The organism is Methylophilus sp. Leaf414, assembly GCF_001425425.1.
Lineage (GTDB): Bacteria > Pseudomonadota > Gammaproteobacteria > Burkholderiales > Methylophilaceae > Methylophilus.
The window spans coordinates 542703-565055 of sequence record NZ_LMQQ01000004.1 but is presented as its reverse complement, the minus strand read 5'-3'; the positions used below and the strand labels follow the sequence as shown (position 1 = coordinate 565055).

Genomic DNA, 22353 nt, shown 5'->3' with positions numbered 1-22353 from the left:
GGGAGAATGAATGTTTTTAAATGTTGCCAGCAAGGCCCTTAATCATCATCAACAACAGCTGAATTACCTTCTGTACAGTTTAATTGCGTTAATCACATTGTTTTCCGGCAGCGCATATTCAGACAGCGTCTGGATGAAAAACGGCGACAAAATCACCGGCACCCTGGTGGTGAAAATTACCGATAAAGTAGTGATCAATACTTCGTACGCGGGTGAAATCAAATTGAACTGGGCGGACATTTTAAGTATCGATGCCGAAAAACCTTACACTATGATGCTCTCTGACCAGAGTGTTGTGACTGGCTATTTGAAACATGGTGAGAACGGCCAGGCCATTCTGGATGAAGACGCTAAAACAGAATTAGTCGATACTGAACTGTCAGAAATTCAATATATCAACCCTTCTAAAGACTTGATTGGCGAAGGCTATGTCTGGAGCGGCAACCTTAACCTGGGCGGTGCGTTCAATAACGGCAACAGCAAAAACCGTAATATGCAGTTCAACGGTGAATCTATCACGCGCGGCCTGGAAGACAGGTATACCGCGCAGGGTTACGCATACTGGGCAGAAGATAACGGTGAACAAACCCAGAACAATATGCGTGTACGTGGACAGTATGACCACTTTTTTACAAAAAAATGGTTTACCTATCTGAATACCATCCAGGAAAAAGACCGGTTCAGGGACATCAAATTACGCAGCCAGTACGGTGTGGGTACCGGTTACCAGCTATTTGAAGGAGAAAAACTCAATCTGTCGCTGGAAGGCGGTCTGTCGTGGATCGATCAGGACTTCTACCAGGAGCAAGATGAGGACCATGCAGCCATTCGCTGGGCCGTTAACTACAACCAGTTCCTGTTTAATTCCTTCGTCCAGGCATTTCATCGCCACGAAGTGTTGTATACCCCACGTGCACCTTCACAAATCCTCCTTTACAGCTCAACTGGCTTACGCTTTCCATTTATTATGGGCTTGAGCGCAACCACTCAACTGGATTACAACCTGGACACCCGCCCGGCAGATGATCGCAGAAAAGGTGACACGCGGGCGTTGTTCACACTCGGGTATACCTGGAAGTAAGTTTCAAGCCTGACGAAATTTAGCGAGTTGCACGCTTGAATGTTAAAATGGCCAATCGTAGCGTTGGCCATTGCAACATTTGCAATCAGAAAAAATGTGCCTGGGCGATAGTTGAAGTACGGCACAGCGTGAAAACACCGTATTTTTTGATGGAATGATGGAGCAAAAATATGGCGATACAATGGTACCCGGGACACATGACCTCAGCCCGCAAAAAGGCAGAGGAAACCCTGGAGCATATCGATGTGGTGATTGAAGTACTGGATGCGCGTGTACCTGCTGCCAGCCACAATCCCATGATTGAAGAGATGCGTAACTTCCGCCAGCGCCCCAACCTGAAAATCCTCAACAAAGCTGATTTAGCCGACCCGCAAATCACACAAGCCTGGCTCAATTACTTTAATAGCCAACCTAATACCAAAGCGGTTGCCCTTTCATGCAAAAAAGCCGGTGACGCAAAAAAAATACCTGGCCTGTGCCGTCAACTGGCACCCCATCGTGGCTCACCTCTCAAACCTTTGCGTATGATGATCATGGGCATTCCTAACGTAGGTAAATCCACATTGATGAATGCCCTGCTCAACCGCCGTGCCGCTAAAGTCGGTGATGAACCGGCGGTCACCAAAAGCCAGCAGCGATTCGACTTGGGTGACAATCAAAGCATCACGGACACGCCAGGCATGATGTGGCCCAAAATCGAACATGAATCGGATGGCTATATGCTGGCCGCAAGCCATGCCATTGGCCGCAATGCCGTGATTGATGAAGATGTAGCAGAGTTTCTTGGCAACTTACTGTTGAAACAATACCCGGCATTGATCAATACTCGTTACAAACTGGATGCCATGAAACTGGATGTGCAACAGATAGATGGGATAGACCTGTTACAGGCGATTGCCAAACGCAGAGCCTACAAGCGTAATGACGGGCAATGGGATATGGAGCGCACAGCAATGGCATTCCTGACTGATTATCGTGGCGGCGCAATTGGCAGGGTGAGTCTCGAATCACCCAAAAGCCGTGCTGAAATGATCGCATTGGCCGCAGCCAAACCAGAAAAAATCAACAATGAAGCTGAAAACTCAACAGAAGCTGACGCAGAAACAGACGCCTCCTGAAGAGTCATGTTTTAATCTAATTCGTTTTAAGCTATGACGCTGGCATTACGTTTGACAGGTTTGCCCATGGCTGGCGGTTGCGTCATCAATAGCTCAATATTACTGGCCACTCTGTTACGGCCATTTTGCTTGGCTTTATAGAGATTCTGGTCTGCCGCTGCAAACATGCTTTCCAGCGCATAACCCACCGTTTCGGAACTCACCGCACCGACACTGACTGTACATTTAATTGCATGGGTATCATCACTCATGCTTTCCACACCTGCAATACTTACTGGGGTCACTTCTATTGTTCTGCGGATACGCTCAGCCAGCACCATGGCTTCCTGCTCACCAGTGTTAGGCAGCAGGATACAAAACTCTTCGCCGCCATAACGCCCGATTACATCGCCACCGCGCAATGCTGCGCGTATATTGCCGGCGCACGATTTCAGCACCACATCGCCAACCAGATGGCCGTAAACGTCATTCACTTTTTTAAAGTAATCCAGATCCACAATCAGCATACCCATCGGCAAGGTGATCCGCTGTGAAACGGCCTGCATACGATTAGCAGCCTCCTGCAAACCACGGCGGTTCAATACGCCGGTTAAGCCATCCAGCGTTGCAATAGCCTGTAACCCTGCCTGGGTACGAATATTCATTACCAGAAGTAACAGGCTGGTGACGATGGTGAGGACCAGCATTATCGCTGTCGTCAGATAAGCATGCACCGGCCAATGGATGAACGACAACAGTGCTGCCTCATTTGATACTGCAACTTCTATTGCGAAAAATCCCAGCATCAGGCTGATGCCACCAAACAGGCTGCAACAGAGCCAGAACACTTGCGCGACGAAATCAAGGCCATGGCCTATCAGGCTACGGCTGCCATAAGAAAATACCCATACCAGGACCAGCAAATTGGAAAGTACTATCCACTTTTCTGCAGCATGCATATTGAGCATGACAGCATTACAGGCCAGCAATGTCGTCATCACCAGTAAGGTTCGGTAGCGATAGACGCGATAGCCACGCAGCATGCGTATGCCATTGACATAAATGCTGACACCAAGTGCAAACAATGTCATCGAGGTAGCTACATAAACAATGCTCTGTCCAGGATTAGATGCGATCAGGGGAATAAAATAGATGCAAAGACCAACGCCCATCATGCCCAAACCACGCACCCAATGCATGATTAATGACTTTTGCTGGTAAGCGCCAAATACCAATAGGACCAGAACCAAAGTAAAGGTGAGGCCGATTGATGATAGAATGACACTATTGAGGTCTAGCAAAGGGAAGGTCAAAGTTTTAGTTTACCTGATAGGGAATAATACTATGGTATCCAGACTATACCCATATAAATTAAGGGCTTAAATAGTCCATACAGGCTAATTCCTTTCTTTGATTGTCTCTCTCCAACCAGTAGAAGTTCCATGCAGCACCTGTTAAATCCTCCTCAGCGCGAAGCGATTCATTACCTAGATGGACCATTATTGGTACTCGCGGGTGCCGGCAGCGGCAAAACCCGCGTCATTACGCAAAAGATCGCCTATCTGGTTAACGAGGCCAATTACAAAGCCTCGCAGATAGCCGCCATCACCTTTACCAATAAAGCCGCGCGTGAGATGCAGGAGCGCGTGTCACCGCTTTTGGAAGGTAAAAGCGGCAAAGGTTTAACGGTCACCACATTTCACTCCCTAGGCCTGCAAATGCTACGCCAGGAAGCTGCCTTGCTCGGTTACAAACCGCAGTTCTCCATTCTGGATTCCTCTGATAGTTTTAAAATCCTCAGCGACATCCTGGCGACCACAGATAAGCAATTACTACGCAAAACGCAATGGCAGATTTCCAGCTGGAAGAACGCGTTTGTAAATCCGGACCAGGCCAAATCACAGGCGGATGAAGAGTTAACCCATGCCGCCGCGCGCGTCTACCAGCTCTACCAGCAAACCCTGCGCGCTTACCAGGCGGTGGATTTTGACGACCTGATTAAAGTCCCGGTTGAGCTTTTCGACCAGCACAGCGAAACACTGGATAAATGGCAACGCAAACTGCAATACCTGCTGATCGATGAATACCAGGATACCAACGCCTGTCAATACCGTCTGATCAAGCAATTAACTGGTGGGCGCGGCCAGTTCACGGCTGTGGGTGATGATGACCAGGCGATTTACGGCTGGCGCGGTGCGGACGTTGAAAACCTGCGCCAGTTAACCAAAGACTTCTCCAAACTCAAAGTCATCAAACTGGAACAGAACTACCGCTCTACAGTACGTATTCTGCGTGCAGCCAACAGCGTGATCGCCAATAACCCGAAATTGTTTGAGAAAAAACTCTGGAGCGACCTCGGTACAGGTGAACTGATACACGTCACCGCTACGCAAAGCGAAGAACACGAAGCCGAAACCGTACTGATGAAGTTGCAGGCGCATAAATTTGAGCATAGAACGACGTATAAAGATTATGCCGTGCTGTACCGCAGCAACCATCAGGCGCGCGTAATGGAAAAATTCCTGCGCAACCACAAAATCCCTTACACCATCTCTGGTGGACAATCGTTTTTTGACAAAACCGAAATCAAGGACATCACCAGCTATTTACGCCTGATCGCTAACGAAGATGATGACCCGGCCTTTATCCGCGCGGCCACCACGCCGAAAAAAGGCATAGGCAACACCACGTTGGAAAGACTTGGGGAATACGCCAGTGCACACAAACTGTCACTGTTTGCCGCGGCGTTTGAAGGGGGTTTCCAGCACGATATCGGAGCGAAACAACTCGATGACCTGCTCACTTTCTGTCGCTATATCCAGAACCTGCAAACCCGGGCTGTTAAAGACCCTGCCAACGAAGTACTGAACGACCTGCTGAATGCCATCCAATACGAGACCTATTTGTATGACGGCGAAGAAGCACGTGCGGCAGAATCACGCTGGAGCAACGTACTGGAGTTTGTCGCCTGGCTTAGTAAAAAAGGCGAAGCCTCGACTGAATACGGCAACGAATCAGACGGCAAAAACTTGCTCGAACTTACGCAAATGGTCGCCCTCATCACCATGCTGGAAGGTAAAGAAAACGGTGAACCGGACGCGGTAAAACTATCCACCCTGCACGCCTCCAAAGGCCTGGAGTATGGTCACGTGTTCCTGATCGGCTGCGAAGATGGCATACTGCCACACCGTGAATCCATAGATAACGACCAGATAGAAGAAGAACGCCGCCTGATGTACGTAGGCATCACCCGCGCGCAAAAATCACTAAATATCACCTGGTGCAAAAAACGCAAACGCGCCGGCGAAATGCAAGCCTGCGAACCCAGCCGCTTTATCGCAGAGCTGCCGAAGGACGACGTCAAACACTTTGGTAACCCGTTTAACAGCTCCGGCGAGCCAGCCAGCAAAGATTATGGCAAAAGCAAGATGGCGAATATCAAGGCCATGCTGGCTAGTAAATAACCCAAAAAATAACTTAGTCGGCCTCGTTTAAGGCCAATATAGCCCATGTTATAATCCGAACACTTTTTAACTCAACAATTTTAAGACATGTCACAAAAAGTCGCTTTAATCACCGGCATCACTGGTCAGGATGGTGCTTATCTAGCCGAGCTTCTGCTTAATAAAGGCTATATCGTGCATGGCATAAAGCGCAGAGCTTCATTATTCAATACCGACAGGATTGATCATCTATATCAAGACCCGCATATTGATAATCAAAACTTCATTCTGCACTACGGTGATCTAACTGACTCGACCAACCTGATTAGGATCATCCAGCAAGTTCAGCCAGACGAGATCTATAACCTGGCAGCGATGAGCCACGTAGCCGTCAGCTTTGAGACCCCGGAATATACCGCGAACGCCGATGGCATAGGTACTTTGCGTATCCTTGAGGCGATACGCATACTGGGCCTGGAGAAGAAAACACGTTTTTACCAGGCATCCACTTCTGAACTCTATGGCCTGGTGCAAGAAACACCCCAAAAAGAAACCACCCCGTTTTACCCCCGCAGCCCTTATGCAGTAGCCAAAATGTACGCTTACTGGATCACGGTCAACTATCGTGAGGCCTACGGCATATACGCCTGCAATGGCATCCTGTTTAATCACGAAAGCCCGATCCGCGGCGAGACATTCGTCACCCGCAAGATCACACGCGCTCTGGCGCGTATCAAACTCGGTTTGCAAGAATGCCTCTACCTCGGCAACCTGGACTCCTTACGCGACTGGGGGCATGCCAAAGATTATGTAGAAATGCAATGGCTGATGTTGCAGCAAGAACAGGCAGAAGACTTTGTGATCGCCACCGGCAAACAATACAGCGTGCGTGACTTCGTCAATGCCGCTGCCCAAGAGTTAGATATCACCGTCACCTGGCGTGGTAACGGTGTCGAAGAAAAAGGCTACTGGGGTGATAAATTTATCGTGCAAGTTGACCCACGCTATTTCCGCCCCACTGAGGTCGACACCTTGCTGGGCGACCCGACAAAAGCCAAAGAAAAACTGGGCTGGGTACCTAAAACTAGCTTTGAAGAGCTGGTATCAGAAATGGTGCGCGAAGATTATAAATCTGCCCAGCGCGACGAATTGATCAAACAGCATGGTTACCAGGCCATGGACTATCACGAGTAAGCCATGGATAAGAACGCAAAAATCTATGTGGCTGGCCATAGAGGCCTGGTCGGCTCGGCGCTGATCAGACAATTGACTGCGCAAGGTTACACAAATCTGCTTACGAAAACGCATGCAGAGTTAGATCTGACCGATCAGATTGCGGTGAGTCGTTTTTTTGCTTCAGAAAAGCCTGAATTTGTTCTGCTTGCCGCTGCGAAAGTCGGCGGCATTCACGCAAATAATACATATCCCGCTGAATTCATTCATGAAAACTTAGCCATCCAGAACAATGTCATTCATCAGTCTTACGTTAATGGCGTAAAGCGTCTGCTTTTTTTGGGTTCGAGCTGTATTTATCCTCGTGATTGCCCCCAACCCATCAAAGAAGAGTATTTGCTCACCGGGCCTTTGGAGCCAACAAATAGACCATATGCATTGGCTAAAATCGCTGGTATTGAAATGTGCTGGAGTTATAACCGCCAGTACGATACACAGTTTTTAGCGGTGATGCCGACCAATCTATTTGGATTTGGCGATAATTACCATTTAGAAAACAGCCACGTAATACCCGCCTTGATTCGTAAATTTCATGAAGCAAAAGTTAATCAGCAGCCCGCTGTGACAGTGTGGGGTACAGGCACACCTAAACGCGAGTTTTTATATAGCGATGATATGGCAGCAGCGTGCGTATTCGTAATGAATCTGCCCGATGATCAATTTAAACCATTATTGGCAAGTGATAGAAATGATGGATTGCCGCCGCTGCTGAATTTAGGGAGTGGCAGTGATCTATCCATTGCTGAATTGGCCAGTTTAGTTCAGGAAGTGGTTGGCTTTAAAGGGGAGATCATTTTTGATACTACCAAGCCAGATGGCACAATGAGGAAGCTTATGGATTCTCAGCGCATCAATAAATTAGGTTGGCATCCAGACACTAGTTTGAAACAGGGATTACAGCTTTCTTATCAGGACTTTATTTCTAAACATTAGAAAGAAAAATTCTGCATACAAAATCAGTTTCATATAGTGCAGATAGTCAGCTATCAACCCCCAATTGCGTTCGTTAAGAATATGTTTCGGGACGTACTGTCTGCGAGCTATGTTGCATATCGCCTATTTTTAAAAGACATAAAGCTAAGCGCCGTAAAGTCACTTCATTAGCATGGTCTGATCGCGTCAGGCGGTTTGGAATTGCCTATGAAGAAAAATGGTACAACGCACGTTGGCGGATAATTATTCAGATTTAGGAGTGGTGATGGACGTAATTGATTCTTCACGGCAAGAGTTGGTAATTGAAGCAGGTAGTTCTCCGCGTCAATATGCTGGCGAAGTATGGAAGTATAAAAGTTTAATGTTTATCCTTTCATGGCGGGATATCAAGGTGCGGTTCAAGCAGACCGTGATTGGAACCGCATGGGCTTTATTGCGACCTTTGCTTACCCTGATTATTTTGACTGTTGTATTTAGTAAGATAGCGCGACTTCCATCAGAGGGTGATGCGCCCTATGTTTTGCTTGTACTCAGCGGGCTTTTGCCTTGGCAATTCTTCGCAGCGGGTTTGTCAGATGCAGCTAATAGCGTGACAGACAATGAAAAAATCGTCAGCAAGATCTATTTTCCTCGTCTGGTGATCCCCTTAAGCGCACTAGCGGTCTGTTTAGTAGATTTTTCGATATCGTTGCTGATTCTTGTATGCATATTTGCGTTTTATCAATATATTCCGGATTGGCATCTGCTAGCCTTACCTATAGTGCTTATATTCGCCATCTTGGTTGTGCTCGGACCTGGCTTGATGCTGGCAGCCCTGAACGTTAAATATCGAGACTTTCGTTACGTTGTGCCTTTCATTGTTCAGATGGGCATCTATGTTTCACCGGTTGCTTACAGCACCAGCTTGATTCCAGAAGCATGGCGCACTTTGTATTACCTCAATCCAATGGCTGGGCTTATTGACAGTTTCCGCTGGGTGGTGCTTGGCAGCGATTTTGTGCCATGGTGGCCCGGGGTTGGATTGTCTTTAAGCGTCTCATTAGTTTTGTTAGCTGCTGGGGTGCTTTACTTTCGCGCCACGGAGCGATCATTCGCGGATAATATTTAAACTATGACATTTGCAATAAAAATCGAGGGTCTTGGTAAGCGCTACCTGCTAAAACATCAGAAAAGCAGAGGCTATCAATCATTACGAGAAGTGCTTGCGCAAAAAACGCAAAAAATCACTGCTGCGTCCAAAGCCTTGTTGTCTGGTAAAACCTCTCAGATGGGCGAAGGCAATGAGGAGTTCTGGGCGTTAAGGGATGTTGATCTTCAGGTAGAACAGGGAGAGCGTTTAGCCATTGTGGGTAGGAATGGTGCAGGCAAATCAACGCTGCTCAAGTTGCTGAGTCGGGTGACTGAGCCCACTTGTGGAAGAGCGATATTGCGAGGACGTATTGCCAGTTTGCTTGAGGTCGGCACTGGGTTTCACCCTGAGCTTACCGGGCGGGAGAATATCTTCCTGAATGGAGCAATCCTTGGAATGGGCTCTCATGAAATTGAAAGAAAGTTCGATGAGATCGTGGCATTCGCGGATGTTGAGAAATTCCTGGACACCCCTGTTAAACGTTACTCAAGTGGAATGTATACCCGCCTTGCGTTTTCGGTGGCTGCGCACCTTGAAACTGATATCCTGATCATCGATGAAGTCCTGGCAGTTGGCGATGCAGCTTTCCAGAGAAAATGTCTCGGAAAAATGGAGGATGTGAGTCGGCAGGGACGTACATTGATATTTGTGAGTCACAATATGGCTGCGGTAGAGACATTATGTAACCGCGCTGTTCTGCTATCCGGAGGTAAGATTGTTGAAGAGGGTGAAACGCGAAAGATCGTCGAGTCTTATTCCCGGACCTGGAGACAAGAAACTTCGCTGGATGACAGGCATGATCGTAGCGGTACCGGACAAGTCAGAATAAAGTCGATCAGCATTCAAAATGAATCTGGGCAGCAGGTGTCGCGGGTCGTTTCAACACAGGAAATCGGGTTTATTGTCAATGTGAAAGCTGATCGTGATGTGATCGGTAAAAAGATCGATTTGATCCTGATTGTATGCGACAGCCGGGATAATCGAATGATTCCACTTTATACGGAGTGGTCCCAGGATGATCTGTTTGTTTCTGGGGAGCTGCAATCGTTTAATTGCAGGATTCCCGCAGGCCTGCCCTTGGTTCCCGGAAGTTACTGGATCACTGCAGCTGTGCTTATCGGCGGTGTCAATGCAGATAAGTTAGAACGCGCAATTGAGTTTGAGGTTGGTCCTTCAGAAAAATTTGCGAAGGATGTGGTTTTAAATCAGGCTTTTGGCCAGATAGCTATTGAGCATTCTTGGAGGTAGGTACGTGAGTGATTTTAAAAAACAATATAGCTCAAATGAACCCTTGGCTAAAACACAACGATTATTTGATCTAAAAGGCGCTGAGTTTCAATATGAGCCTTATCCAATCGGACTGATCCGTAACATATTCCAGCCTGGTTTATACCAGCGCCTGGTTGATTCATTCCCGCCTGCAGAACTTTTCCAGTTTATGCAATACCATGGCGACAAGTGGTCTTTGTCAGAGCTTAATAATCCAGATAAATATTACCAGTTCTTAAAATCCAGTCCGGAATGGAATAGCCTCTACCATGAAGTTAAGACTGAGGGGTTTATAGACCAGGTGCTTGACGAATTATCCAGATCTAAAATAGATCTTGGCCTGAAATCCAAGCAAGATGCAGGAATACTTCAGCACTTGTATAAATTTCTCGGGCGTGATTCCGCTCATGGACTTAAGGCGCGTTTCGAGTTCTCTATGATGAGTGCGGAAGGTGGTCATATCCTTCCGCATACTGATTCGCCAAAAAAAGTGATCACGTTGGTGGTGAGTATGGTTCAAGCAGGCGAATGGCAACAGTCATGGGGCGGCGGCACGGATCTGATGCGCCCAATTGATCCTAGTGACAATTACAACTTTTTGAATCGCTATCTGACCTTTGATCAAGTGGAAACCATACGCACTATGGAGTTCGCTCCAAATCAATGCGTGATTTTCATTAAGACCTTCAACTCCCTGCATGCAGTTAAACCCATGACAGGTCCTCGGCAGGTCATGCGACGGACGTTGACTGTAAACATTGAATCTGCATGACTGCCTTAATCAAAAGATCTGGCAGCAACGCGAAGAGTGTGAAATGAAAGCAATTCTTTCGCGGCTGACTGCCCTGGTATTGCGATTGCTTTTCCGGCGAAGGAGAGTCGCTTCAGGCAAGCAGCATAGTCCCATAATTGCCGATTACGAACAGGTTGGTTTGGTTTGGCGGCCCTATGTGATGCGACTAAGTCGCCCTAATCAGATTACACCCTCGGTGCAAACGGATGACGTGGGATTTCGCGTCAGCTATTTTAAAGGGGCAGTTTTTTCCTTTCAGCAATATCGATCCAGTGAAGATGCATCAGTACTTTTGGGTAACTCGGTCGCATTTGGAGTAGGAGCATCAAATGACACCTGCAGTCTCGCAAGTCAGCTTGCAGAAATTGCCAATCAGCCTTGGATTTGTCTCGCGGGACGCGCATCCAACCTCATGCAAGATGTTCTTACTTTTGTCTTGTACGGTGCACATCAAAATCGCGACATTGTTTTGATGTCAGGCATAAATGATCTGTTATTCGCGCTTACCTTTGAATCTGCCTCCCCTTGGCTTCCAAGTTTCTGGGGGGAGGATCTGTTTGTTGATTTGAATAAGCGCGACCGGCCCAATATGGTATGGCCCGATCCAGACATGCCAGTAGAAAAAAGATACTTGATTGCCCTCCAAGGCATTGACCGAGCACTTTTGCTCCTGTCTCGTTATGGACGTCAAAAACAAAACCGAATTCTGTTTGCACTCCAACCTGTATTGTCCTGGATAGACAAGCCTCTTCACCAAAGGGAAAAGGAAGTGTGTGAAGAATGGGACTTGGCCTCAAGTGGTTTTCGTGCGACGCATAAACCGGCGATAATTCGACCTTGGAGGAAGCGCTTTTCTTCAGACATTCGGTCAATTTGCAAAGCACACGAGCTCGACTTTATTGATCTGAACGACGACCCGGCATGGCTCACTGAAGAGCACCTGTTTGTTGACCGCATTCATCTAACGGATCGAGGGCAATTGATTGCTGCTAAACTAATATGGAAGCGCCTTTGTGCTTCCTGAATTTTTAAGGTAAAAATGTCAAGAATATTAATCAGAATTATCCATGGAACGCTGCGCATGTTCGGTCTCGAAATGAGACGCATAGGTAGCTCTGCGGGGCGGTATAGAAAAAACATGCTTTACGAAGCCGACGCCCTTTACCACGCATTGCGTGCCAAGGGCCTTGCAGAGACCGGCAGTCCGGACGGCAAAACCAAAAGCATAGAGAAACAGTACAACACAATTCAGTTTCTGCGCCTGGTGCTGCCTCTGCAGGGGGGGATTGCCGAATGTGGGACCTTCAAAGGCTTAGGCAGTTTCATGTTCTGTCATTACCTGCGCGGACATGACCCTGGATACGACGGCAAAGATTTTTATATCTTCGACTCCTTCGAGGGACTCAGCGAGCCGGAGGCCAAGGACGTGATCGACGATACTCGCGTTGGTACGACAGGCCAAGCTTACATGGGTGCAGGGGCGTTTCACGGCGGCCTTGATCAGGTTAGACATGCCTTGAGGGAGTTTCCCGCGATCGAGTTCCACCAGGGCTGGATCCCGGACAGATTCAAAGACCTCCCGGAGCGGCAATACCGTTTCGTACACATCGACGTGGATCTTTATCAACCGACACGGGACTCCCTGGAATACTTCTATCCCCGATTGTGCGAGGGCGGCGTCATCGTTTGCGACGACTACGCGCACCTTCAATGGCCTGGCGCCCGCAAGGCGCTGGATGAATACTGCGACCCTAAGGGAATCACGGTGCTATCGCTCACCACCGGTCAAGGCGTGATCATCAAGCGAGATAGGACATCATGAGTACCCCTGCCCTGCCATCATTATTGTCTCCACGCTTTGCGCGTGACGTAGGTTCTGCGGTGCGCCTGAGCGCGGAGCAGAAAGCCATCAAGCAGACAGTTGTCAGCAAGCTCACCGACGGCAGCTACCGCTTGATCTCGGATAGTTGCCCCTGCTGTGGCACGCTTGAAACGGACTTTCTGATCGCATCCGTCGATCGCTATGGCCTGCCTGTGGACACCTTGCTGTGTTCTGCCTGTGGCACCTTGCGCGCCGACCCCTACCCCGACGACAAGGGCATTGCAGACTTTTACACCCTGCATTACCAGCAGATGTACGCGAGGTCCGATGACAGACTGGCGTACTTTGCAAAGCAGCAAACCTATGGACAACGGGTTCTGGAGGCCGTCCAGGACTGGCTACCTGCAGATGGTTTCGTGTTCGAGGTAGGCTGCGGAGCCGGCGGCGCACTCGAAGTGTTTAGGCAGAAGGGATACCGTGTCGGTGGTTGCGACTTCAGCCAGGAGCTGATCGATTTCGGATCTAGTCGAGGGCTATCACTTCAATGGGGCCCACCGATCGAAGTCCTCAAGACCTTGACCGCCCCTTCGCTGATCTACATGCATCACGTGTTCGAGCATGTGCGAGAACCGCTGCAGCAGCTGATCGGGCTTAGGGAAATGCTCGCGCCGGGCGGCAAGCTGCTGATCATCGTTCCTGATGTCAGCCGCATCAGCGAATTCCCCTTCCCCGCTGGCGACTTAAGGCTGTTCCTGCACATTGCCCATAGATTTAACTTCTCGCTCGCCGGCTTCCGGATGCTCGCGGCACGCGCGGGTCTGGAACTCGAGAGTCTGCAACAGCGCGATGCGAACCAGAGTCCGGAGTTCTGGGCCCTGTTGACTCGCAGCGAGGGCCCGTTGCCAACACCTCAAGAGCAGGAGGCAGGCCGCCAGATGCTAGCTTATTTAAGCCGTACCGAACGGTTGCGCAGCTTACATCTCACCCGCGGCCAGATCGTGGTGCTGCTGCAGCGTATAAACCGAAAGCTTAAATCGTTCCTGGGCCGCTTCGGCAAGCATTGAATCACCATCAGACAACACAGGCATACACTATGGCACTTTCTTCAAACACTCCGGTCACCGTATTCATCAGTTCGGGCGAGGCCAGCCTGCTTGAGCGCAAGGTGCTTATGTATTCGTTACGTCGCAACTCCACCCGGGAACTCGATATCCGGGTGTTCAACGGCACTCACAACACAGTTGAGCGCGACGGTCATGCTCCCGAGCCAGTCCCCATGTCGCTAAAGGTAAAGTACCAGAATGTGACTGAGTTCAGCAATTATCGCTTCCTGGTTCCAGCGCTCTGTGGGCACCAGGGGAAGGCGATCTCTATGGACTCGGATATGGTGGTGTTGGGCGATATTGGTGAGCTATTTGATGCGGACATGGGCAGTGATGACTTTCTAGCCAAGCCGGAAGCCTACGGCAGTCAAACTGACCACCAGTGGGGTCTGAGTGTCATGCTCATAGACTGTGCTCGCACACGCTTTAACCTTGATCAGTATTTTGATGAAATTGAGAAAGGTGTTTACAGCTATGCTGACCTGCATCAGATGCTGCCTTCCTTTTTGGCTAGACACCCATTTAAAATCGGGCAAATCAATAGCAAATGGAATGACTTTGATTTTCTTGATAAAGATACCAAGCTGATACATTACACCAATCTTTTTACGCAACCCTGGAAAGCCAGAAGTCATCCTTATGGCGACCTATGGTTCACCTACTTTGAAGAGGCCTGTGCCAGCGGATTCATCACAGAAAAAGACATTGAAACTGCACTTGTCCGATCATATGTCAGGCGGGACCTTCGTGAAGGAAACAGGTGGACTCTTGCTTCTTATCTACGCAGATCTGCACGTGAGCTGATTGCAGAGATGAGATGCGTGCGAGCCAAGTTTCGTTAAGTGATCTCAGAATTACTTTTTAGCTGTTCAATATGCCTAATAGATTGATTACCTGTCAAGGGTCTGCACAATTAGTCACTGCCCTTTCCGTCATTGCAGCAAGAGACAGGGATTCAGGCTTAACTTCCATGGATTTTCTGGTGATTTACGGCCTTGCCGTGAACAAGAGCCAGGAACAGGATTTTGTTGCCCAGTTAAAGAATATAGCGAATTCCATACACCCTTTTTGCCATATTTCCTACCTTGCTGACGAGGAAGTGGATACATTGTGGAATCAGTCATGCAGTGGGCAAACTGCCAGACATCACTTGAATGACCGGATCGGAACGGATTCGATAGACGAAGTTTACGTGGTGCGTGATTGGCAACAGGGCAATGAACTCATCTTGAAGTCATTTCCTCATGCCAAACACATATGTTATGGCGATAGCGTTGGTGTGTATTTTTCGCGGCCTCAATCACTTTTTTCCCGGCTTGTTACCCGACTCAGGCAAGTGTTGCAAGGAATACAAGGTATATTACGAAAGCAGAGTCTACCGAATTATAATAAAATTGATTTGTGTTATTTGTTACTTCCCAATGCATTCTCTACGCCCCCTTGTTCAGAAGTAATTCAAACCGATCCTATATATTTGATCCAGACTTATGAAAAGATGTTGCCACTGATAAAGAATGGCTGGGACGCTTATATCAAGGAAAAAGTGGAAAACGAGCATGTTTGGGTATTTATGGGCAGTAATTTCACAGAGCAGGGACTGATGACCCTGGATCAGGAGATTTCCGCCTACAGACAATGGATGTTATCGCTTGCGCCAGTGACAAAACGTTATAAACTTTTAATTAAGTCCCATCCCCGTGATATGCCGTTAAAACAAAAAATGATGATTGAAGCTTTGCAAGATGACTTTCTGGAGATCATTTCAATAGATGAAGCTGCCAGTGCCTATCTCCCTGTTGAAGTCCTTTTATTGAAGCTGCAGGAATATGCGAAACATCTGGAATGCCTGTGTGTCAGTACTGCCTGTTTGGGTTCCAGCCTGGTACTCGGTCTACCAACCAGAATTGGAATCGGGTCATCACTGGTCTCCCGATATTTTCCTGAAAAAACACGAAGTACGCGTATCGAGCATGAAATACAATTAGAAAAATTATGTTTACCTAGTCTGAGAGAGCAGAATGAATAAAACTATATTTGAAGAAATAACACCTCCTATCCTGTTAAAAAGCTTGAGAGCCATCCGTCGAGCCGTAGTCAAGCCCTTACGAAAACTGAATCCAAACAAACAGGACCTCTCCGTCTACTGGGATACTGCAATGGCAAATATCCTCGAAACCTGGGGAGAGAAAAATGTATGGAAGGAAATACAACTTGTTTTGGCTGATAAACAGGGTAAAGTGCTGGACATTGCATGTGGCACCGGGAAGACCATGCAAATCCTTTCGCCCTATGAATCACTGGAAATCCATGGCTGCGACATATCGGATATGCTGATTGATCAAGCCGTAAAACGTGGCATTACCGAAGACAGGCTAAAGGTTTGTGATGCTACAAATATGCCTTATGAAGCTGATTCTTTTGATTATTCTTATTCTATTGGCTCACTCGAGCACTTCTCCCTGGATGGAATACAAAAATTCCTGAGTGAATGCCATAGAGTGACGGCTAAGGTTTCCTACCACCAGATCCCCATTTCCAGGTCAGGCATAGATCATGGCTGGATTAAAACTTATCAAAGCTATCATAACAATTCTGTAAAATGGTGGCTTGAGCATTTCCACCAGGTCTATGCTGAGGTATATGCTGTCGATTCAACCTGGGAGGACGATATTTCAGTTGGTAAATGGTTTGTGTGCATAAAAAATTAATCAACTTCATTACTTGATGAAAAATCCATTCATTTATTCAATTTAGAAATATAAATTCAATGCGCGCCGCTATCAAAAAACTGAAATATTACTTGTCGATATTTAGCTCTATCGATAATCGTTTAGATAAGATTCAGCAAAGTTTAGGAAGAATAGAATCAGCACAACAGCCAGAGTCCAACAAGGACCTTCAAGAGTATGAATTCCGGGTTTATTCGCAGTGGGGTGAGGATGGGATCATTCAGCACCTGATTAAAACAATTCCTGATCTTGAAAAAACCTTCATAGAGTTTGGCGTACAAAACTATGTTGAATCGAACACACGTTTTTTATTGGTCAATAACAATTGGGCAGGCCTGATCATCGATGGCTCACAAAAAAATATTGATTTTGTTAAAAGCGACGCGATTTACTGGCAGCATAACCTGAAAGCCGAATGCGCTTTCATTACGCGAGAAAACATCAATACCATTATAAAAAATAGCGGCTTGAATGGTGATATCGGATTACTGTCGGTTGATATCGATGGTAATGACTATTGGATATGGGAAGCGATAGATGTGGTAACGCCTGCTATTGTAGTCATTGAATACAATGCCCGGTTTGGAGATCAGCTAGCCGTATCTATCCCCTACGAGCCAAACTTTACTCGTTCCAGTGCACATCATTCCAACATTTATTACGGTACATCACTCTCTGCACTCTTCAAATTGGGCGCCAAGAAAGGCTACACCTTGGTTGGTTGCAACAGCGCAGGCAATAATGCTTTCTTCCTCCGTAACGATCTGATCACTGACCAGATTAAAGCCAAAACTGTAGCGGAAGCTTTTGTAAGCAATCAATTCAGAGAGTCCAGAGACGAAAACGGGGAAATGAACTTTATCAGTCCCGAACAAGAACGTGCGATTCTCGAATCGCTCCCGTTAAAGCATTTTGATTAGTTATTTCTTTATCAAAAATGAATGTATTAGTCACTGGAGCCTACGGATTTCTTGGGCGTAATGTTTGTAGATTGTTTGCCGATGCCGGCGCAAATGTCTCGGGTATTGGTCATGGAGACTGGAGCTTTTCCGAATACTCAGCATATGGTCTCAAGTCGTGGGTGAACGCTGACATCACCCTTGACGCACTGCTGAAATGCTCCACAGCACCGGATATCATTATTCACTGCGCAGGTGGATCATCTGTGCATGCTTCGGTCATGCATCCAATTGCAGACTTCACAGCTACCGTCTCATCTACTTATGCTGTTTTAGAGTACCTTAAAACCAGTTTTCCTAAAGCAAAACTGGTCTATACGTCTAGCGCGGCTGTTTATGGCTGTGCCAACAAACTTCCTATTTCTGAATCTGATGCACTACATCCGGTATCGCCATATGGGCTGCACAAGTTATTTTCCGAGCAGCTTTGTCGCAATTATGCAGTCAATCACAACCTGGACATAGCGATCGTCAGATTATTTTCCATTTATGGACCAAGCTTGAAAAAGCAACTCCTGTGGGATGCATGCAAAAGGTTGAAATCAGGAGACAGTGCATTTTTTGGAACTGGAAATGAAACGCGTGATTGGCTGCATGTAAAAGACGCGGTGCATCTGTTGGCACTGGCGGCAAAACATGCGGATAACACTTGTCCCATCGTCAATGGTGGCAGCGGAATGGCTACAACCAATCAGGCTTTGCTTAAGCAGCTTACGCTTGCCTTAGACGTCCCCCTTGAACCACGATTCAACCAGCTCACCCGGCCGGGAGATCCCCAGCACTACCAGGCAGATATAGCGATAGCTCAAAAATGGGGCTGGAATGCACAGATAAATCTATCTGAAGGTGTCAAAGAATATGCAAAATGGTTTTCAGAGGTTACAGGATGATCCGGGTTGCATTTCTTTTGGGGGCACTTGACCAGTCCTGGCTGGGCGGAGTCAATTATTACAGAGGGCTTATTTATGCACTCAAGACGCTGCCGCACTCTAACATTGAGCCAGTGGTTATCACAGGCAGCAACCCTTCGCCAGAGCTTACTGCAGCACTAGAAAATGTGGAAATCATTCGAACCAGCCTTATGGATCGTTACTCTGCGCTTTGGACTGTGTCTAAAATATGCAGAACATTGCTGAATATTGACCCTTTGCTAGAGAGATTCCTGCTCCATAAAAACATTCAAGCGATCTCCCATGCACCGTATATAGGCCGTATTCCACGACTGCTGGTGATAGGCTGGATCCCTGACTTTCAATATAAATATTTACCTGATTTTTTTTCCAAGGCTGAGATTCAACGCCGCAACACCAGCTATGAGTCCATATGCCGCAATAGTGACGCAGTTATTGCAAGCAGTCATTCCGCCAGAACTGATTTACTGACCTTTGCTCCTTATCTCAAGCCGGAGCAGGCATTGATGTTACGATTCACTTCAGGGATCCGCTCCGGTCAGCGTATCCCTGACATTGACACTCTTCGTCAGAAATACAACTTTGGTGAGAAATACTTTTTTTTGCCCAATCAATTCTGGATGCACAAAAATCATCGCCTGGTTTTTGAGGCATTAAAGATACTGAAAGACCAATCTGAAAGTATTGACGTCCTGTTCACCGGTAACAGCTTTGATGCTAAAAACCCGCTGTTTTTTGATAATCTCATGACCTATGCCGAACATCTAGGTATCAGACAGCATATCCATCTTTTAGGCATCACTCCCTACGAAGACTTGCTAGGCTTAATGGCTCACTCCATTGCGCTTATTAACCCTTCATTATTCGAGGGCTGGAGTACGACAGTGGAGGAAGCAAAGGCCCTGGGCAAGCAACTCATTTTATCCGATATACCTGTACACAAGGAGCAGGCACCGACAGGCACAATATTCTTCAAAACCACTGATGCAAATACTCTAGCCAAGGCACTACAAACAACATGGCATCAATATGATCGCGCAAAAGATGCAAATAACCTGGAAAGCTCGCTAAATAACGCAGACCAGCGCTGGAGAAGCTATGGTAATGATTACCATCATCTGATTACAACTTTAGTTACGCACAAAGACAATGTCTAAGCTAATAATTGTACAACCTTGGTTTACAGCTGTTGGCCACCCTGCCCAATCAATTCTAAATACGGCTAATGCTCTCAAGGATGCGATACACATTAGCTATTTAGTTTCTGCGCAAACTGGCTACTCTGAAGATCCTTTAAACACTTTGCGGCAAACCGCCAAACAAGTCGAAACCTTTAAAGTTAACAGCGCTTCTCTCCGTGAAGGCACGCTTAACGCCCTGTTTGCACTTTGCAAACTTAAAAAAAGGTCTCATAACTTTACCCATGTGTTTTTTTTTGATGCGCATCTGGTATTGCTTTCTGCGTTATGGTTTCTCTTTTACAGTTTACTGAAACCGCAACGCCTGAGCCTGATCTATTTGATGGGACCTGAACGCATACTACGTTCACGCATAGCTACCTATCTTGTCACGCAATTCTTAAAACGCAAAGAAGTGACACTCTATCTGCGTACTGAAGAACTCATGGTTGACTGGCGCAAAGCCTTTACCAATTTAGCGCCTGCCGATATACGCCATCTGCCGTCGCTTGAATTGCCTGCCCCACTGGCCCCTATTCTGCCGCCTATCATTGGCGACCAGGTCAAGTTCGGTGTTCTGGGCCAGATCCGCCGTGGTAAAGGACTGGAGTGGCTGGTGCCCATGTTTATACGCAGGCCAGATTTAGGCGAGCTTTTAGTCGCAGGCGCATTTAACAATGCCAGCGAGGCTGAAGCAATGGCTTTTTTACAAGGCTTCAGTGGCTTCCGTAATGAGTATCTGGCGGATGATACAATGCTGGCAATTGCACAACAACAACACTACTTGCTCATGCTTTACGATCACTGGGATGCCCGGATGGAAAGTGCAGTGCTTTACCTGGCGGCACGTGCAGGTAGGCCCGTAATTGCCTTCGGAAACGGCTGGTGTGGCAGGCAGATCACTGAATATGGTAACGGATTAATTGCCCCTGCAAATCACGCCGATATAGAGTCGCTGCTTCAGTCCCTTCCCTCACCGGCTAGCGCAGAATATACAAAACTGCTGTTGGGAGTGGAGAAATTCAGGCAGGCTCATTCGAGTGAGAAACTGCGTGACCTTTACCTTAATGAGTTGGTAAATTAAATGTTCTTAGATAATCTCTTACCTGGCTACATGGGTATGTTAGCTGCCCCCTCCAAGCTGCTGAAGCGTTTTTGCTACAAGGAAATGGTGTCATTCGGGTTGCTGGCTAATTTGCATGTGATGAAACGCAGGCAAATAATCTTTGGCATTGATTCAATATGGGATATCGGGGCCAATCAGGGTCAATTTGCATTTATGGCCCATTGTGTCTGGCCGCAACTGCCTATTTATAGTTTTGAACCTGACCCGGACAGCTTTGCCCAGCTAAAGCGAAACTTTACCAAATATGCCATTCCCGGCCAGCCGCACAATATCGCATTAGGGGCAGAACAGGCCAGCCTGGAGCTACGTCGTTATGCCAACCCTGTGAACAACTCATTCTTGAACAGGCAGGAGCAGAACGAAAATGAATCTTATGATAAGGTCATTGTAGACTGTAGCACCTTAGACAACCTTCATACAGCCTTGCCAATAACAAAGGCTGCCTTTCTAAAACTGGATGTGCAAGGCTTTGAACTTGCAGTGATAAAAGGTTCAGCGGAGTTTCTGCGGCATTGCCGCTATGTGCTAGCTGAAGTTTCCTTTTCTTCGTCTTATACCAACGGTGCGCATGCTGACGAAGTGATGCTGGCTTTGCGTGAACATGGGTTCGAATGCATACACATGCTGGATCTTCTGCGCGATAAACAGACCGGTCATATCCTGGAAGCAGACATGCTGTTTGTAAATAAGCGTTTGGACAACCCTCAATGAAGATAAGCATCGCAGTCCCCTCTTTTAATTATGCACGTTTTCTAAGGCAATGCCTGGATAGCATCGCCACACAATCACATCAAGACATCGAAGTACTCATTGCAGATGGTGGCTCTAGCGATGGTTCGATAGAGATCATAGAAGCCTACTGCCAGGCAGACCCTAGGTTCAAATTCGTCAGCCGCTCTGATACAGGCCAGGCGGATGCAATCAAACGTGCATTTGCACATGCCAGCGGGGATATTCTTTGCTTTCTTAATGCAGATGACTGTTTCCTGCATAGTGATGTTTTCAGCACAGTGCTACATGATTTCCAAAAAAACCCTCAAGTAAGTGTTCTTACTTACGGCGGCGACTATCTGAATGCCGAAGGCAACAAGATAAAGCGGATCAATTACCGCTACCATCCTATGGATGGCTTTCACTGGATGCGCTATAGAACCGCCATCATCCAGCCAGCAACGTTCTGGCTGAAACATGTTTACCAACCTGAAGAATGGCCTTCCAACTATCACTTTGTATTTGATGTTGTGTTCTTTTATCAGGCCTATCTCAAATATCAATGGCTGGAATCTTCAATTCCAGTCGCTGGTTATCGCCTGCATGGAGAAAACAAGTCTATGTCGGTGAAGTCCAAGCGAGTATTCGAGCTGGCCGCATTCGAAGGAATGAAATTTGGTAACGACTCTATCAGGCCACGCTATTTGAAAACACTGGCCGGACTGATTGCGAAGCTTGAGACTATGGGTAGTTTGGGCAAAAAACTCACCCACGCTATTTACCTGTTTAACAACAGCCTGTCATTCCTCAGCTGTTACCGTATCCCCGGAATTTAA

General features: G+C 47.3%; 21 protein-coding genes. 20 read left to right on the top strand and 1 reads right to left on the bottom strand.

Translation table 11 applies throughout. The annotated features are described in order from the left end of the window. Positions 1 to 10: 10 nt before the first annotated feature. On the top strand, positions 11 to 1081 hold the full coding sequence (locus ASG24_RS11585; RefSeq protein WP_055871554.1) for a YdiY family protein: 1071 nt from the start codon (positions 11 to 13) through the stop codon (positions 1079 to 1081). A 170-nt stretch (positions 1082 to 1251) separates the two neighbouring features. Beyond that, a complete protein-coding gene (ylqF, locus tag ASG24_RS11580) occupies positions 1252 to 2199 on the top strand; it encodes a ribosome biogenesis GTPase YlqF (RefSeq protein ID WP_055871549.1) in 948 nt (315 codons plus the stop codon). Positions 2200 to 2225: 26 nt separating this feature from the next. Here the strand turns inward: ylqF and ASG24_RS11575 are convergent, their stop codons facing one another. Beyond that, the gene (locus ASG24_RS11575) at positions 2226 to 3491 is read right to left on the bottom strand and encodes a GGDEF domain-containing protein (protein WP_235562405.1); all 1266 of its coding nucleotides are present in this window, start codon (positions 3489 to 3491) and stop codon (positions 2226 to 2228) included. 129 nt (positions 3492 to 3620) lie between these two features. On the opposite strand from ASG24_RS11575, the gene ASG24_RS11570 reads away from it, so the two are divergent. The 18 genes from ASG24_RS11570 to ASG24_RS11485 all read left to right on the top strand — a co-directional run bounded on the left by ASG24_RS11570 (position 3621) and on the right by ASG24_RS11485 (position 22353). After that, positions 3621 to 5642: a UvrD-helicase domain-containing protein gene (locus ASG24_RS11570; protein ID WP_055871546.1), complete on the top strand. Its 2022-nt coding sequence runs from the start codon at positions 3621 to 3623 to the stop codon at positions 5640 to 5642. 87 nt (positions 5643 to 5729) lie between these two features. Continuing rightward, positions 5730 to 6815 carry a GDP-mannose 4,6-dehydratase gene (gene gmd, locus ASG24_RS11565; protein WP_055871542.1) on the top strand — a complete coding sequence of 362 codons (1086 nt, stop codon included), beginning with the start codon at positions 5730 to 5732 and terminating at the stop codon, positions 6813 to 6815. Between the two features lie 3 nt (positions 6816 to 6818). Continuing rightward, on the top strand, positions 6819 to 7787 hold the full coding sequence (locus ASG24_RS11560) for a GDP-L-fucose synthase (RefSeq protein ID WP_055871538.1): 969 nt from the start codon (positions 6819 to 6821) through the stop codon (positions 7785 to 7787). A 217-nt stretch (positions 7788 to 8004) separates the two neighbouring features. Further along, the gene (locus tag ASG24_RS11555; protein WP_235562404.1) at positions 8005 to 8895 is read left to right on the top strand and encodes an ABC transporter permease; all 891 of its coding nucleotides are present in this window, start codon (positions 8005 to 8007) and stop codon (positions 8893 to 8895) included. Between the two features lie 3 nt (positions 8896 to 8898). Continuing rightward, positions 8899 to 10164: an ABC transporter ATP-binding protein gene (locus ASG24_RS11550; RefSeq protein WP_055871535.1), complete on the top strand. Its 1266-nt coding sequence runs from the start codon at positions 8899 to 8901 to the stop codon at positions 10162 to 10164. A 4-nt stretch (positions 10165 to 10168) separates the two neighbouring features. Further along, the gene (locus ASG24_RS11545) at positions 10169 to 10957 is read left to right on the top strand and encodes a 2OG-Fe(II) oxygenase (RefSeq protein ID WP_055871532.1); all 789 of its coding nucleotides are present in this window, start codon (positions 10169 to 10171) and stop codon (positions 10955 to 10957) included. Between the two features lie 43 nt (positions 10958 to 11000). After that, the gene (locus ASG24_RS11540) at positions 11001 to 12002 is read left to right on the top strand and encodes a hypothetical protein (RefSeq protein WP_156376558.1); all 1002 of its coding nucleotides are present in this window, start codon (positions 11001 to 11003) and stop codon (positions 12000 to 12002) included. Positions 12003 to 12116: 114 nt separating this feature from the next. Further along, positions 12117 to 12800, top strand: coding sequence for a TylF/MycF/NovP-related O-methyltransferase (locus ASG24_RS11535; RefSeq protein WP_162241165.1), 684 nt, complete (start codon positions 12117 to 12119; stop codon positions 12798 to 12800). Beyond that, positions 12797 to 13864 carry a class I SAM-dependent methyltransferase gene (locus tag ASG24_RS11530; protein ID WP_055871523.1) on the top strand — a complete coding sequence of 356 codons (1068 nt, stop codon included), beginning with the start codon at positions 12797 to 12799 and terminating at the stop codon, positions 13862 to 13864. Before ASG24_RS11535 ends, ASG24_RS11530 begins: the two co-directional genes overlap by 4 nt. Before the next feature lie 29 nt (positions 13865 to 13893). Beyond that, positions 13894 to 14745 carry a hypothetical protein gene (locus tag ASG24_RS11525; protein WP_055871521.1) on the top strand — a complete coding sequence of 284 codons (852 nt, stop codon included), beginning with the start codon at positions 13894 to 13896 and terminating at the stop codon, positions 14743 to 14745. Positions 14746 to 14777: 32 nt separating this feature from the next. Next, the gene (locus tag ASG24_RS11520; protein WP_156376557.1) at positions 14778 to 15929 is read left to right on the top strand and encodes a polysialyltransferase family glycosyltransferase; all 1152 of its coding nucleotides are present in this window, start codon (positions 14778 to 14780) and stop codon (positions 15927 to 15929) included. Continuing rightward, positions 15922 to 16611 carry a class I SAM-dependent methyltransferase gene (locus ASG24_RS11515; protein ID WP_055871516.1) on the top strand — a complete coding sequence of 230 codons (690 nt, stop codon included), beginning with the start codon at positions 15922 to 15924 and terminating at the stop codon, positions 16609 to 16611. Before ASG24_RS11520 ends, ASG24_RS11515 begins: the two co-directional genes overlap by 8 nt. Positions 16612 to 16670: 59 nt before the next feature. After that, positions 16671 to 17552 (top strand): hypothetical protein, encoded by an 882-nt coding sequence (locus tag ASG24_RS11510; protein WP_055871514.1) that lies wholly within the window; start codon positions 16671 to 16673, stop codon positions 17550 to 17552. Between the two features lie 17 nt (positions 17553 to 17569). Beyond that, on the top strand, positions 17570 to 18481 hold the full coding sequence (locus ASG24_RS11505) for an NAD(P)-dependent oxidoreductase (RefSeq protein ID WP_055871511.1): 912 nt from the start codon (positions 17570 to 17572) through the stop codon (positions 18479 to 18481). Continuing rightward, positions 18457 to 19659 carry a glycosyltransferase gene (locus tag ASG24_RS11500; RefSeq protein ID WP_082488083.1) on the top strand — a complete coding sequence of 401 codons (1203 nt, stop codon included), beginning with the start codon at positions 18457 to 18459 and terminating at the stop codon, positions 19657 to 19659. The genes ASG24_RS11505 and ASG24_RS11500 overlap by 25 nt, the downstream gene beginning before the upstream one ends. Then, positions 19652 to 20764, top strand: coding sequence for a glycosyltransferase (locus ASG24_RS11495; RefSeq protein ID WP_055871505.1), 1113 nt, complete (start codon positions 19652 to 19654; stop codon positions 20762 to 20764). Before ASG24_RS11500 ends, ASG24_RS11495 begins: the two co-directional genes overlap by 8 nt. Beyond that, positions 20765 to 21517, top strand: a complete 753-nt coding sequence (locus ASG24_RS11490; protein ID WP_055871502.1) for an FkbM family methyltransferase — start codon at positions 20765 to 20767, stop codon at positions 21515 to 21517. Next, a complete protein-coding gene (locus ASG24_RS11485; protein ID WP_055871498.1) occupies positions 21514 to 22353 on the top strand; it encodes a glycosyltransferase in 840 nt (279 codons plus the stop codon). The genes ASG24_RS11490 and ASG24_RS11485 overlap by 4 nt, the downstream gene beginning before the upstream one ends.